Consider the following 16,031-nt stretch of genomic DNA (forward strand, 5'->3'; position numbering starts at 1 on the left):
AATGCCATGTATAGGCAGTTCCAGTATTAGCTTTCCATTTCAATGTTTTGTGCTAAGTTTGATTTTTCTTTGGCATTATTTCGCTTTGGCTTTACCCAGATCGTGTAAGCAACCCAAAGAATCAACAGCCAACTTGCACCGACATAGATCGCGGGTCTGGAGTCTGGAAAATACCCCATCATCAGTAAAATGAAGACCATGAATACAATCGCAAATGCAGGTGCATATGGCCAACCAATCACTGGAAAATCTAGAGCTTTAATTTCTGCTTTAGATAACTTGCGACGCATTGCAACTTGAGAAAGTAAGATCATCAACCACACCCAAACCGTTGCAAAGGTTGCAATCGACGCAATGATGATGAAGACATTTTCGGGAATCATATAGTTCAGTACCACACCAACCAGCAATACCCCTGCCATCACCACAACCGTCATCCAAGGCACACCATTTTTGGAAATTTTTTGAAAAACCTGAGGTGCTTGACCCCGATTTGACATGCCAAACAGCATACGACCTGCACCAAACACATCACTGTTGATTGCAGAAATCGCAGCAGTAATCACCACTATATTTAAAATCGTTGCTGCTGATTGAATCCCTAGATTTTCAAAGATTTGGACAAATGGGCTGCCTTTGCTGCCAATTTGATTCCATGGAAAAATTGACATCAATACAAAAATAGTTAAAACATAAAATAATAAGATACGTACTGGGACAGCATTGATTGCACGTGGAATCGATTTTTTAGGATCTTCAGATTCACCCGCCGTAATTCCAATGATTTCAATACCACCAAATGCAAACACCACTACAGATAAACAGGCGATTAATCCTGCGATGCCATTAGGCATAAACCCCTCATGAATCCATAGATTTTGGATACCTGTGGTAAAACCGCTATGTTCAGCATGAAAACCATAGAACATCAGACCAAAACCACCAAGAATCATGGCAACAATTGCACTGACTTTAACGATGGATAACCAAAACTCAAGCTCACCAAAAACTTTGACATGTATCAGATTAATTGCACCTAAAAACATGATCAGTGACAGAATCCAGATCCAACGTGGTACATCGGGATACCAAAATCCCATATAGATGCCAAATGCAGTGACATCTGCCAAAGCAACAATGATCATCTCAAAGACATAGGTCCAACCTGTGGTAAATCCTGCAAGCGGACCAATATAATTAGATGCATATTCACTAAATGAACCAGATACTGGATTATGTACTGCCATCTCACCCAATGCTCGCATCACGATATAGATCGCAATCCCGGCAACCATATATGCAAGCAGTACTGATGGACCAGCCATTTTAATGGCTGTTGCAGACCCGTAGAACAATCCAGTTCCAATGGCTGAACCTAATGCTAAAAAACGGATATGACGGGTGTTTAACCCCCGCTGTAATGTGGAGTGCTGTGACATTATAATCTCCAATCCTTGAGGAAATTTAGATAGATGCGGCCACTCCATGTGGCCGTTTTATTGATCACACTTTAGACAAACTCGGTAATAGCTTTGGAATGATTAATTCGTTTAAGCAACCACTGGCAAGCAATTCACTCGCTTGTTCGATATCTGGAGCAAAGAAACGATCTTCACTGTAGTAAGGCACTTGATCACGTAGCACTTTGCGTGCTTGCTCAAGTTTTGGTGAACTTTTTAATCCTTCACGGAAATCAAGTCCTTGACATGCACCTAACCATTCAACTGCTAAGATACCGCGAACATTGTCCGCCATATACCACAAGCGTTTACCAGCATTTGGTGCCATAGATACATGGTCTTCCTGATTGGCAGAGGTCGGTAAGCTATCAACACTTGCAGGATGTGCAAGTGCTTTGTTGTCACTTGCCAATGCCGCGGCAGTCACTTGTGCAATCATAAAGCCAGAGTTAACACCACCATTGGCAACTAAAAATGGTGGTAGTTGAGACATATGACGATCCATCATCATTGAAATGCGGCGTTCAGACAATGAACCAATTTCAGCTATTGCAAGGGCTAAATTATCAGCCGCCATTGCAACGGGTTCAGCGTGGAAATTGCCTCCCGAAATCACATCACCTTCTGCGGCAAATACCAAAGGATTATCAGATACAGCATTTGCTTCGATCTCGAGTACTTCTGCGGCTTGACGTATTTGAGTTAAACAAGCCCCCATAACTTGCGGTTGGCAACGTAATGAATACGGGTCTTGAACCTTGCTACAATCTTCATGTGAATGGGCAATTTCACTCGAATCAGTTAATAAGTCACGATAAGCTGCGGCAACATCAATTTGACCACGTTGACCACGGACTTCATGGATGCGCGCATCAAATGGTGCCCGTGAACCCAACATTGCTTCGACACTTAAACCACCACATACAGTCGCTGCTGCAAATAGATCTTCTGCTTCAAATAAGCCTCTTAATGCATAAGCAGTCGAAACTTGTGTGCCATTTAACAACGCCAAACCTTCTTTGGCTGCTAAAGAAATCGGTTCTAAGCCTGCTTTTTTCAGTGCTTCAACCGCAGGTAACCACTCTCCTTGGTAACGTGCCTTACTTTCACCAAGTAAAACCAAAGACATGTGTGCCAATGGTGCCAAGTCACCTGAAGCGCCAACCGAACCTTTTAACGGAATATGTGGATATACTTCAGCATTGATCAAAGCCAGAATTGCATCGATCACCTTAGGACGAATACCTGAAAAACCACGTGCCAAGCTATTGGCTTTCAACAGCATGATTAAACGTACCATCGCATCATCTAAAGCTTCGCCAACACCAGCGGCATGAGAAAGTACTAAAGAACGCTGTAATTGTTCTAAGTCTTCAGGCGCAATTTTTGTTGAAGCAAGTAAGCCAAAACCTGTATTGATACCGTAAGCTGTACGCCCTTCATTGACAATTTTTTCGACACAAGCAACGCTCGCATTGATGCCTTCATAAGCACTGTCATCGAGTTTAACTTTGATTGGATTTAAATAAGCTTGACGGAGATCTGCAAGCGTAAGTTTGCCAGGTTGAATTAAAAGTTCCATTATTGACGTCCTGTTTTGCACTATATTGTTCGCTTACAATGCCTTTTGCTCAATTGCAAAAAGCATCGTAATCAGTATCCTTGTATTTTTTATTGCGTAATCATTGGCAAGTTCAAACCTTGCTCTTTCGCACAATCAATTGCAATGTCATAACCGGCATCTGCATGACGCATCACTCCTGTTGCAGGGTCATTGGTCAGTACACGAGCAATACGTGCTGCTGCTTCATCCGTACCGTCACACACAATCACCACACCTGAATGTTGAGAGAACCCCATACCCACACCACCACCATGATGCAATGACACCCAAGTTGCGCCACCCGCAGTGTTTAACAATGCGTTGAGTAATGGCCAATCAGATACCGCATCTGAACCATCTTTCATGGCTTCAGTTTCACGGTTAGGACTAGACACTGAACCTGAGTCTAAGTGATCACGACCGATCACGATCGGTGCAGAAAGTTCTCCACTGCGAACCATTTCGTTAAATGCTAAACCCAATTTTGCACGTAAGCCCAAACCTACCCAACAAATACGTGCAGGCAAACCTTGGAAGCTAATACGTTCACGAGCCATATCTAACCAACGATGTAAATGCTCATCATCTGGAATCAATTCTTTGACTTTGGCATCTGTTTTATAGATATCTTCTGGATCACCTGAAAGTGCAGCCCAGCGGAAAGGACCAATACCACGACAGAATAGCGGACGGATATATGCTGGAACAAACCCAGGGAAATCGAAGGCATTTTCTACACCTTCATCTTGCGCCATTTGACGAATATTGTTGCCATAATCAAATGTAGGAACGCCCATTTTTTGGAAATCCAACATTGCTTGCACATGCTTCGCCATCGATTGTTTTGCCGCTTTTACGACAAACTCTGGTTCAGTCTGAGCACGTTGACGATACTCTTCCCATGTCCAACCAATCGGTAAATAACCATTTAATGGATCATGAGCGCTGGTTTGATCTGTCACCATGTCAGGATGCACACCACGACGAACCAATTCAGGTAAAATTTCAGCAGCATTACCATGTAATGCAATTGAAATTGCTTTACCTTCTTGCGTGTATTTTTGGATACGAGCTAAAGCGTCGTCCAAGTCGGTCGCTTGCTCATCAACATAACGTGTGCGCAAACGAAAATCGATGCTGGCTTGTTGACATTCGATATTCAGTGAACACGCTCCTGCCAATGTTGCAGCTAAAGGTTGTGCGCCGCCCATACCGCCTAAACCTGCAGTCAGTACCCAACGCCCTTTCAAATCGCCGTTGTAATGTTGGCGTCCAGCTTCAACAAAAGTCTCATATGTACCTTGTACAATGCCTTGACTACCAATATAAATCCAAGAACCAGCCGTCATTTGCCCATACATTGCTAAGCCTTTGGCATCCATTTCATTGAAATGCTTCCAATTTGCCCAATGAGGAACTAGGTTTGAGTTTGCAATCAATACACGTGGTGCATCTTGATGAGTTTTAAATACACCAACGGGTTTACCTGACTGTACCAATAGTGTTTCATCAATTTCTAAATTTTTAAGTGTTTCAACAATCTTGTCAAAACATTCCCAGTTGCGCGCGGCACGACCAATACCACCATACACAACCAATTCTTTCGGGTTCTCTGCGACATCAGGATCAAGATTGTTCATCAACATTCGAAGTGGAGCTTCAGTCAACCAGCTTTTTGTATTGAGCTTTGTACCACGAGGTGCGCGAATCTCTACATCACGAAATTTTGTTGTCGTTGTTGTCACAATAGGACTCCTTCCTTTGAGTTTAAAACAGTGAATGAAATCACTTTCACTGTATAGCAATGTATCAACTTGTATATACATCTATATACTACACAAATCTCTAAACTTGAAAAGATGATTTTTAAAATATTTTGCAAAAAAAGATTTAATTGACTGAATTTATTAAAAATTATTTTTTAATAAAAATAAAAACGCATACAACTTCAAGTTGAATGCGTTAAAACAACATCAATAAAATTTAAATTTTTGTGAGTTGTATTAGACAAGTTTGAGGCGAAAACTGTGGATTCAAAATCATTATTTTTGCTAAATTTTCATTTTGTATTTTTAGACAATTCTGATGCTGTAAATAAAAAATCTTTTCATCTATCGTGACTTCTAATGGTTTGATTGACTGATTAAAAACAAATATAAAATCTGAAAAAATGGGAATTTCCAATCGTTCTTGAGTAAAAATCCATTGATATTGTGCCGATATTTTTTGGGGATCGTAGATCAAATTAAAATCTCGAATTTGACCCGCCAATAATTCACAATACACCTCACTTTCACCATTAAACGAAACACTTTGAAGCGTATGCAAATATTTGAGTTCACTATCAATATTCAGTGAAATTCCTTGACCTTCCAATACTGTTAAAAACCGCTGCATTCCATTGAATTTAGAGAAGCTTCCAGCGCTTTTGATATCTGCCATCGAAATGCGCCACTCAAACTCATCCAAGCTTTCTCCTAAACTACGGGCAATTTCAAGCGTATAACCTTGACCGTTTTTCCAACGCATTTTTTTATAGTGCGGTATTTCTAACAGCTCGATCATTGAGTAAATTTACCCTCAAGATAATAACGGCTTCCCGGATAGATTAAACGGGCACTTGAAATCAACTGTTTATTTGACCATGTTCTACGACGAATCAGTAAACATGGTTCTGTTTTATTGATTTTCAACCACTTACATTCTTGTGCAGATGCCAAAATCGCAGTTACCACATGCTCACCTTCTGTAACAGGTGCTTTTGACATTAAATACGCATTCGGGGTAATCGCTTTGAAGTCTTGTGCAAGATAATCAGGAATCAGAATAGGATCAACCAAACGATCTTCAATTTGCACAGGTATGTCATTTTCATAATGTACAATGATAGAGTGGAATAACTTTTGCCCTTCTCGAATCTGCATCAAGCGACTTTGTTCTACATTGGCGTGTATTTGTTCGAGTACCAAGACTTCCGCATGGTGTTTATGATTTCTTGCAATAATTTCTTCGGCGATATTATTGACATGAAATAAAGCAGTACGCCCCTGACCTTCAGCAACAAAAGATCCAACACCTTGTATACGTACCAATAAACCTTCGCTGGTGAGTTCACGCAAGGCACGGTTCACAGTCATACGGCTACAACCGAGTAAATTGACCAATTCACTTTCAGAAGGAATTTTTTTATTGACTGTCCATGTTCCTTCATAAATTTTTTGTGAAATCATTTGTTTCACACGCAAATACAATGGAACAGGACTATCTTCTTCTAGTGATAAGTCTAAATCCTTGTGCTTTGACACTCTTGACATTGACTAAAACTCATACAAAATATATTAAATCATTGTATATGGTCACAACCTTGTTTGTATATACAAGCCTATACAAATAATTATGATAAAAATATCTATGTCTAAATGAAGATTATGATTTTTACATGTCATTGCTATCGCGTGGCAACATGGATGTCGTCCAATGAGGGGCTACAGAGGTACATGAGCAAAAAACAAAGCATTGCTTTGTTTGCAATGCCAGAGTGAGGCATCTTCTATGAAAAGAGGTCCAAACTTTAAATGTATCGTGTGGTATTCAAGCTTTATCGGCAAAGGAGGCTTTTGCCTCCTTATTTATCCAGTCAAATTAAAAAGTCTTTCTGAAACTCAGCCAATATTGTTGATTATCTCGATCCTTGAGTTGTTCAGGTGTGCTTCCTATTGGAAATGCAACTTCGGCATTGGCTTGGATATTCCATAAACTGCTCCAGTTTAAGCCTAATCCAGCACTGCTGATTTGTACTTGATTGTCGCCTGTGACTCCTGCCCAACGTTGCGCATTTAAAGTTACTTCTGCTGTATCTACAAAAACTTTACCGGTAAGTTGATGTTTGGCATTTGCAAATAAGCTTTGTCGCAGTTCTGCTGTGGCTAAATATCCAGTCGAACCTGCGAATTGGCTAGATTCATAACCGCGAACATTAAATGGACCGCCTCCTAAATATTGTTCTGCACTATCTAGATTATAAGGGCTATATTGACCATAAATCCCCAAATAACCTTGTGTACCCTTGCCACCCAGATTTTGTAGACGTGAAAGATTGAGTGTTGCAGTGTAGTAATCTCCTGCTGTTTTTGCTGTTTGGCTATCTAAGGCAGCAGCATCATCATTTTTAAATTTCACACGACCATAACTCGTTGAAGCACCATATTGGGTTAAACCTCCCCCCATGAATTGATCAAACTGAGAGCCATCCAATCGGGCAGTCACCACATCAATATTGCGATGTTTATCGTATTGGTTCAGTTGAATATCATCTTTCAGTTGTTTATGGTCATATTGTAAGCTCAGTAATACTTCTGCTGTATTGGTCAGTAAAGCAGGTTGGCTAATAAATACACTGCTTTGTGCTGCACTTCCTTCTGCCCCAATACTTTTTAAATCTTTACCCAGTTCGTAATCAAGATAGGAATAGCTTGCGCCTGCACGTGTCCCCATTCCTGTAAAGGTAAATGCGTATCCGATACGTCCGTAGTTCATCCGTTTTCCAGCAGTCATCATATCTAAGCTCAGTTCATCCCCTAAACCAGCTAAATTATTGACGGAGACGCCGGCGGTACCTCGTACTCGACTGGTGTATTTATTGCCAAAGTTATCTGCACTGATATAACCATTGATTAAGGATGCATTTTGTACTTCTACATTGAGTTGGCTACTGCCCACTGTAGTTCCTGGACTTAGGACATTGCGGGTGTTCACTCCTTTTAATCGATTGAGCAATTTAAGCTGTTGCTGCATTTGATCGCTGTTGATTCGCTCGCCTTGTTTCAAGGGTGCGACTGTTTGCTCAATAAGCCAGTTTTGAGTTCGGCTTTGATTGTCAATTTGAGTTTTATCGTAATACGCTTCAAGTACATTGATTCGTACAATACCTTGACTTAAGTTTTGTTGTGGAAGATAAGCACGACTATAACCATAACCATGTTGTTGATAGTAAGTGCTAATCTTTTGTGCAACCTGCCAAAGTTGATTTAGTGTCAGTTGCTGACCTTCGGCATCAACAACCAGTTGATGGAGTTGTTGGGTGCTAAAACGGCTATTCCCGATAATTTCAATTTTTCGTACAGGAATTTGTACATCTGTTGCCGTAGGAGCTATTGGATTTGCGGTATTTTCAATCTGCACTGCAGGTTGTGGCTCAAGAGTTTGCCCTTGTTGCTGTTGTTGTAACAGCTGTCCAGCATTCGGGGTAGGTGCTGCATGGTTTGTGTTGCTGAAGAGCATGAAACAAGCACCTACAGATGCTGCCAATATATGTTGTTGTGATTTCATTTTTTAGTGCTCCCCTGCCAAGATTTGAATGCCTGTGGTGTTCACACCACCTTGACGTACGTCAAGATTGACGGTATTTAATGCATTTTGTGTTTCAGGCAAATAGTGCGGTCGTTTGAATTGAATGGCCTGTAAGTAAGCCGTCGGTGTCAACATATAGATATCTGCTGTAGTTTTCGCGGTCGTATCTAACAATGTGTAATTTTGGGCATCTAAACCACCAAGACTTAAACCTGTAATCAATACATTTTTGCTTTGCCCTGTGGTCGCATTGTCAAATTGACCTGTTGCTGTTGCTACATTGAGATTATCCCCTGCATAGATGCCACTGAACTCGGCATGACTAAGATCTAAATCAGCAATTGTTAATCCATTATAGGTGCGATTATTTGCGCGAATGCCTGTAATATATTGAATCTTAGCTTGACTAATATCAGCTGTAGTTTGTGCAGTGTTATTCACTAACTCATAGTTATGTGCATCTGCACCACTTAGGCTAATTCCTTGAATGCTTACTTGTTTGGCATTACCCACATTTTTATCACTGAATTGTCCTGTTGCTAATAGGACTTTCAGTTCATCACCTGCGATCTGACCTGTAAATTGTGCTGCTGCTGTATTCAACGTTGCTTGTGTACTGGCATCATAAACATGATTATTTGCTGTGATTCCTGTGACTTGGTTAATTTTGGCTTTAGCAATATCCAATGCACCATCGACAAAGCTCAGATCATAGTTTTTATCGACACCATTGGCTTTGTTCGTATAACGACCTGCGTCTTTAGCCGTTACAGAGGCAGTGACACCTGTCAATACTGAACTATCTTCACCATTGACCAAACCTGTTGCACTAAAGCCTGATGCTGTTTGGTTTTTGCCGTTATAGGTGGTATTTAAGCTATCCGCTGTCACCGTCGCTTTGGCTTTGGCAATATCTAAAGCCCCATCGACAAAGGTCAAATCGTAGTTTTTATCAACGCCATTGGCTTTATTCGCATAACTACCTGCATCTTTAGCCGTTACAGATGCTGTCACACCAGTAAGTACAGATTCAGTTTCACCATTGACCAAACCTGTTGCACTAAAACCTGATGCTGTTTGATTTTGCCCATTATAAACAGTTGATACGCTATTCGCCGTTACAGTCGCTTTGGCTTTGGCAATATCCAATGCACCATCGACAAAGGTGAGATCGTAGTTTTTATCAACACCATTGGCTTTGTTCGCATAACTACCTGCATCTTTAGCCGTTACAGAGGCTGTCACACCTGTCAATACAGAACTATCTTCGCCATTGACTAACCCTGTTGCACTAAAGCCTGACACTGTTTGATTTTGTCCATTATAAACAGTTGATACGCTATTCGCCGTTACAGTCGCTTCGGCTTTGGCAATATCCAATGCACCATCGACAAAGCTCAGATCGTAGTTTTTATCAACACCATTGGCTTTGTTCGAATAACTGCCTGCATCTTTAGCGGTTACGGATGCTGTGACACCTGTCAATACAGAACTATCTTCGCCATTGACCAAACCTGTTGCACTAAAGCCTGATGTTGTTTGGTTTTTGCCGTTATAGGTCGTATTTAAACTATTCGCCATTACAGTCGCTTTGGCTTTGGCAATATCCAATGCTCCATCAACAAAGGTGAGATCGTAGTTTTTATCAACACCATTGGCTTTATTCGTATAACTACCTGCATCTTTAGCCGTTATGGATGCTGTGACACCTGTCAATACCGAACTATCTTCACCATTCACCAAACCAGTAACACTAAAGCCTGACGCTGTTTGATTCTTACCGTTATAGGTCGTATTTAAACTATTCGCCGTTACAGTCGCTTTGGCTTTGGCGATATTCAATGCACCATCGACAAAGGTCAGATCATAGTTTTTATCAACGCCATTGGCTTTATTCGAATAACTGCCTGCATCTTTAGCCGTTACGGATGCTGTGACACCTGTCAATACCGAGCTATCTTCGCCATTGACCAAACCTGTTGCACTAAAGCCAGTAGCTGTTTGATTTTGTCCATTATAAACAGATGATACGCTATTCGCCGTTACAGTCGCTTTAGCTTTGGCAATATCCAATGCACCATCAACAAAGGTCAGATCATAGTTTTTATCGACACCATTGGCTTTATTCGTATAACTGCCTGCATCTTTAGCGGTTATGGATGCTGTCACACCTGTCAATACAGAACTATCTTCGCCATTGACCAAACCTGTTGCACTAAAGCCTGACGCTGTTTGATTCTTACCGTTATAGGTCGTATTTAAACTATTCGCTTTCACCGTAGCTTTGGCTTTGGCAATATCCAATGCTCCATCAACAAAGGTGAGATCATAGTTTTTATCAACACCATTGGCTTTATTCGCATAACTACCTGCATCTTTAGCCGTTACGGATGCTGTCACACCAGAAAGTACAGATTCAGTTTCACCATTGACCAAACCTGTTGCACTAAAGCCTGATACTGTTTGATTTTTGCCGTTATAAACAGTTGATACGCTATTTGCCGTTACAGTCGCTTTGGCTTTGGCAATATCTAAAGCCCCATCGACAAAGGTCAGATCATAGTTTTTATCAACGCCATTGGCTTTGTTCGTATAACTGCCTGCGTCTTTAGCGGTTATGGATGCTGTTACACCAGATAAGACTGATTCAGTTTCATCATTCACCAAACCAGTAGCACTAAAGCCTGATGCTGTTTGGTTTTGTCCATTATAAACAGTTGATACGCTATTCGCCGTTACAGTCGCTTTGGCTTTGGCAATATCCAATGCACCATCGACAAAGGTTAGATCGTAGTTTTTATCAACACCATTGGCTTTGTTCGTATAACTGCCTGCATCTTTAGCGGTTACAGATGCTGTGACACCAGAAAGTACGGATTCAGTTTCACCATTGACCAAACCTGTTGCACTAAATCCTGATGCTGTTTGATTCTTACCGTTATAGGTCGTATTTAAACTATTCGCCGTTACAGTCGCTTTGGCTTTGGCGATATTCAATGCACCATCGACAAAGGTGAGATCATAGTTTTTATCAACGCCATTGGCTTTATTGGTATAACTACCTGCATCTTTAGCCGTTACAGAGGCTGTGACACCTGTCAATACTGAACTATCTTCGCCATTGACTAACCCTGTTGCACTAAAGCCTGACGCTGTTTGATTCTTACCGTTATAGGTCGTATTTAAACTATTCGCCGTTACAGTCGCTTTGGCTTTGGCGATATTCAATGCACCATCGACAAAGGTCAGATCATAGTTTTTATCAACGCCATTGACTTTATTCGAATAACTGCCTGCATCTTTAGCGGTAACAGATGCTGTGACACCCGTCAATACCGAACTATCTTCACTATTCACCAATCCAGTAGCGCTAAAGCCTGATGCAGTTTGATCTTTACCGTTATAGGTCGTATTTAAACTATTCGCCGTTACAGTCGCTTTAGCTTTGGCAATATCCAAAGCCCCATCGACAAAGCTCAAATCGTAGTTTTTATCAACACCACTGGCTTTGTTTGTATAACTGCCTGCGTCTTTAGCCGTTACAGAGGCTGTGACACCTGTCAATACTGAGCTATCTTCACCATTGACCAAACCTGTTGCACTAAAGCCAGTAGCTGTTTGATTTTGCCCATTATAAACAGTTGATACGCTATTCGCCGTTACAGTCGCTTTGGCTTTAGCAATATCTAAAGCCCCATCGACAAAGGTTAGATCGTAATTTTTATCAACGCCATTGGCTTTATTGGTATAACTACCTGCATCTTTAGCCGTTACAGATGCTGTCACACCTGTCAATACCGAACTATCTTCGCCATTGACCAAACCAGTAACGCTAAAGCCTGATGCTGTTTGGTTTTTGCCGTTATAGGTGGTATTTAAACTATTCGCCGTTACAGTCGCTTTGGCTTTGGCAATATCCAATGCACCATCGACAAAGGTCAGATCATAGTTTTTATCAACACCATTGGCTTTATTGGTATAACTGCCTGCGTCTTTAGCCGTTATGGATGCTGTCACACCTGACAATACCGAACTATCTTCACCATTCACCAAACCAGTAGCACTAAAGCCAGCAGCTGTTTGGTTTTGACCGTTATAGGTCGTATTTAAACTATTCGCTGTCACCGTAGCTTTGGCTTTGACAATATCCAATGCACCATCGACAAAGGTCAGATCATAGTTTTTATCAACACCATTGGCTTTATTCGCATAACTGCCTGCGTCTTTAGCGGTTACGGATGCTGTGACACCTGTCAATACCGAGCTATCTTCTCCATTGACCAAGCCAGTAGCGCTAAAGCCTGATGCTGTTTGGTTTTTACCGTTATAGGTCGTATTTAAACTATTTGCCTTTACAATGGCTTGCGCTTTGTGAATTGTGGCACTTAAACCTATAGGCTGACTAAAAATATAATTTGCAGCATCCAGACCTGTTAAGTTATAGCCTGTTACGATCACAGACCTAATTCCTGCATTCTTATCTGTAAATGTTCCTATACCACTACCACTCAATCCAACAAAATCTCCTGCAATTGGATTGATTGAAGCAGTGCCATTTATGGTTGCATTGGACAAACCATCATAGGTTTTATCTGCAATACTTATTCCATTAATGGTTAAAACTGCAGGCGTTATATTAGCTTTAAGATTTGTCGGCTGTAGCAATGTGTAATTTAAAGCATCTGTTCCCGACAACGTAAAACCTGAAACAGTGACATTTTTATCATTACCGACATTTTTGTCAGAAAATAATCCAATTCCAGTTCCAGACAACGAAATAGAATCACCCGATATTCCACCTACAATACTTGCATTTCCTGTTAATGACGCAGATTTTGATGCGTTATAAACTTTGTTTACTGCACTTAAACCACCGATATTTAAACTCTTTGTTGCTATTGTCAGTGTTCCTGATCCACCATTGTCTTTATATATAACATCATTACCAAATTGTGTTGTATTTGCCCCTGTAGGAACGCCACTGATCAAGATTGAACCATCATTTAAACTATAAACACCTGCATTTTTACCGGTTGTTTTATAATTTAGTCCTGAAGCTAGCGTTCCTGAAGCAATCACCCCATCATAAGTTTTGTTAGCAAAATTAGCGACGACTTCTGTGACCAAAGGTTTTAGGAAATGACGTAGTAAGGGAGCAGATCTACCTTCATAAATACGCCAAATTTTACCAGTGCCTCCGGCATCATCAACATCCCAATTTGCAAAAGTTGAAATTTGTTGAAGTTCTGTTGTGGTTTTTCCTACACCACCAGCACTGCTTGTTCTTCCAGAAGTACTGGTGTTCCAGAAACTATTTGTGGTTATACCATTACCGCCACCAACAAGACCACCAACATACTGATTTCCAATGACATTACCTGAAGAATAAGTCTTATCAACATTTCCTCCATTAAAACCAACTAATCCACCAACATATTGATTTCCAATCACTGTGCCTGTGGCATAAGAATTATTGACTGGTCCTGAAGTTCCTCCAACTAATCCACCAACATAATTATTTCCTGTCACTGGACCTGTTGCAAAAGAAGAACTGATTAGCCCATCGCTATAACCAACCAGACCGCCAATATAGTTATTATTTGAATATTTCCCTTTTACAGTCACATTGGCATATGAGTTTAAAATATTGCCATAATTAAAATTCCAGCCAACCAATCCACCATACTGTTCAGTATTTCCTGTGACCAGCCCTGTATTGACATAGGCATTATTAATTGTGCCCAGATTAAGCCCAACCAAACCACCAGTTTTTCCATAACCCGAAATACCAATATTAGTCAGCCCAACATTTTGTATCAATGCATCCTGATGCGTAATCGCAAACAAGCCGATCCCCTGATACATAGATTCAATACTGAGCCCATTAATCGCATGACCTAATCCATCAAAACGTCCACGAAAAGCCTGTTGTGATAGATCCATTGGGCTTAAATTTGCATTATAAAAGCCAATTGGGTCGAATCCTGTATAACCATTCCATAGCTCCGTACTGCTGGCATCTATGTCTGCACCCAACACATAATTACCACTTAGGTTGCCGTTAATACCTTGTAAATCTTGACTTGTAGTTGAACCTTGTGCACCCAAAGCCGTAATGACTTGATAGTTAATGGTGGCTGCCGTTCCTTTTTGGGTACTAAAGTTCTGCCCTGCCTTTAAGTTTATTTTTGCGCCATTGTTAATATAATAATTTGCGCTGGTATTGGCTGTATTTTGCCCATAAATCAAATTAAGTTTGCCACTATTATTGGTCGCTGTAATGTTGGCATTAATATTAATGTTATTTTGTGCATTTAAAGTCAGGCTAGTCGCACTCCCCCAAGTCACATCAGCATTAACATTGATATCACCCTTTTGATTACCCGTAGTGCTGGTTAGTAATATGACATTACTGGTTGCAAGACTGCTTGCTAAAGTGGTTGCACCAATGCCACTACTACTTGCTGATGCATTACCCGAATTAATACTGAAATCTGTAGGGTCGATTAACCAAGTTCCTGTTTTTCCACTGTCTGATCGAGTGGACACAGCCGTAGTTTGATCGATCTTAACATCAGCTGCCGAGGTTTCAATAAATCCACCATCCTGACCATTTTTTCCTTCAGCTTTCAGTACGCCACTCAAAGTGGTTGTACCAGTTTGCATATCACCCAGTAGAATAATTTCGCCTTTGGCATTTTGACTTAAACGGTTGGCTTCGATAATGCCTGAATGATTCACAACGGCTTTACTTAAACTGTCTTTGGCTTTTGCAGTTAAATAGACTGCGCCATTATCAGCAAGAATTGCTCCTCCATTATCCACCAAACCTTTAAGAACCCCTTGCTCCACTTGGTACTGGGTCAGTGAACCATCCTGTAAAGCAAGCGTGACTTGACTAGCGGATGTTAAATGCGTAGTTCCATTTGGTGTGGTAATAGAACCTGTATTTTTAACATTCGGCGCAATCAGCGCCACTGTTCCACCTTTTAAAGTTTGAATAGTGCCATAATTTTCTATACTTGCATGACTATTGGCATCGCCTTTTAAAGTGAATTGACCATTTTGAATATCATGGTCCGTAAGTGCTAACGTTGAAGCAACCAATCCCCCAACATTCACTTGAGCGGTTTTAGAGAAAACCACACCATTCGGATTGAGCAGAAACACCTGACCATTGGCATTTAAACGCCCCATGATTTGCGAAGCATTACTGTCTAATACATGGTTAATTGCGACTGAAGATGCATTATTTTGGTTAAAATTGACTGTCGCATCTTGACCAATGTTAAAGCTGTTCCAATTGGTGCTCAGTGTTTGACTGCTTTGATTAATATTCAGGGTATGCCCATTTTGAGAAATCGTTGCCGAACCAGAATTAATTTGAGCGCCTGTCGGTAACTCGATATTTGAAATCGCAGCCTGTACAGATAAAGGCAACAGTGCTAATCCAAATAAAATCAAAGCGGATACTTTTTCAACAATCCCCATTGTCTTATTTTGATCAGTGACTGTACTTTGTGAAGGACGATGATTCTTGGCAAGTTCTGAAACGGCTTGCCAACATCCAAGTTGTGCATTCCAGATGACTTTGTAAATTTTATTCATGATATGCCCAA

Annotated in this window: 7 protein-coding genes; all 7 read right to left on the bottom strand. The window is 40.8% G+C overall.

What is annotated here, in order from left to right; translation table 11 throughout:
* Positions 1-26: 26 nt before the first annotated feature.
* The 7 genes from TOL5_RS14170 to TOL5_RS14200 all read right to left on the bottom strand — a co-directional run bounded on the left by TOL5_RS14170 (position 27) and on the right by TOL5_RS14200 (position 16,020).
* Positions 27-1,439 (bottom strand): amino acid permease, encoded by a 1,413-nt coding sequence (locus TOL5_RS14170; RefSeq protein ID WP_009584892.1) that lies wholly within the window; start codon positions 1,437-1,439, stop codon positions 27-29.
* Positions 1,440-1,503: 64 nt separating this feature from the next.
* Positions 1,504-3,042: a histidine ammonia-lyase gene (gene hutH / locus TOL5_RS14175; RefSeq protein ID WP_009584903.1), complete on the bottom strand. Its 1,539-nt coding sequence runs from the start codon at positions 3,040-3,042 to the stop codon at positions 1,504-1,506.
* Positions 3,043-3,131: 89 nt separating this feature from the next.
* Positions 3,132-4,808: a urocanate hydratase gene (gene hutU / locus TOL5_RS14180; protein ID WP_139419444.1), complete on the bottom strand. Its 1,677-nt coding sequence runs from the start codon at positions 4,806-4,808 to the stop codon at positions 3,132-3,134.
* Positions 4,809-5,046: 238 nt separating this feature from the next.
* Positions 5,047-5,628, bottom strand: coding sequence for a HutD family protein (locus TOL5_RS14185; RefSeq protein ID WP_046760189.1), 582 nt, complete (start codon positions 5,626-5,628; stop codon positions 5,047-5,049).
* Positions 5,625-6,377, bottom strand: a complete 753-nt coding sequence (gene hutC / locus TOL5_RS14190; protein WP_046760190.1) for a histidine utilization repressor — start codon at positions 6,375-6,377, stop codon at positions 5,625-5,627. Before hutC ends, TOL5_RS14185 begins: the two co-directional genes overlap by 4 nt.
* Positions 6,378-6,705: 328 nt before the next feature.
* A complete protein-coding gene (locus TOL5_RS14195; protein ID WP_151780795.1) occupies positions 6,706-8,391 on the bottom strand; it encodes a ShlB/FhaC/HecB family hemolysin secretion/activation protein in 1,686 nt (561 codons plus the stop codon).
* A gap of 3 nt (positions 8,392-8,394) precedes the next feature.
* Positions 8,395-16,020 (bottom strand): MBG domain-containing protein, encoded by a 7,626-nt coding sequence (locus TOL5_RS14200; protein ID WP_221260412.1) that lies wholly within the window; start codon positions 16,018-16,020, stop codon positions 8,395-8,397.
* Between the last annotated feature and the right edge of the window lie 11 nt (positions 16,021-16,031).

It is taken from the genome of Acinetobacter sp. Tol 5 (assembly GCF_019702905.1).
Lineage (GTDB): Bacteria > Pseudomonadota > Gammaproteobacteria > Pseudomonadales > Moraxellaceae > Acinetobacter > Acinetobacter bereziniae.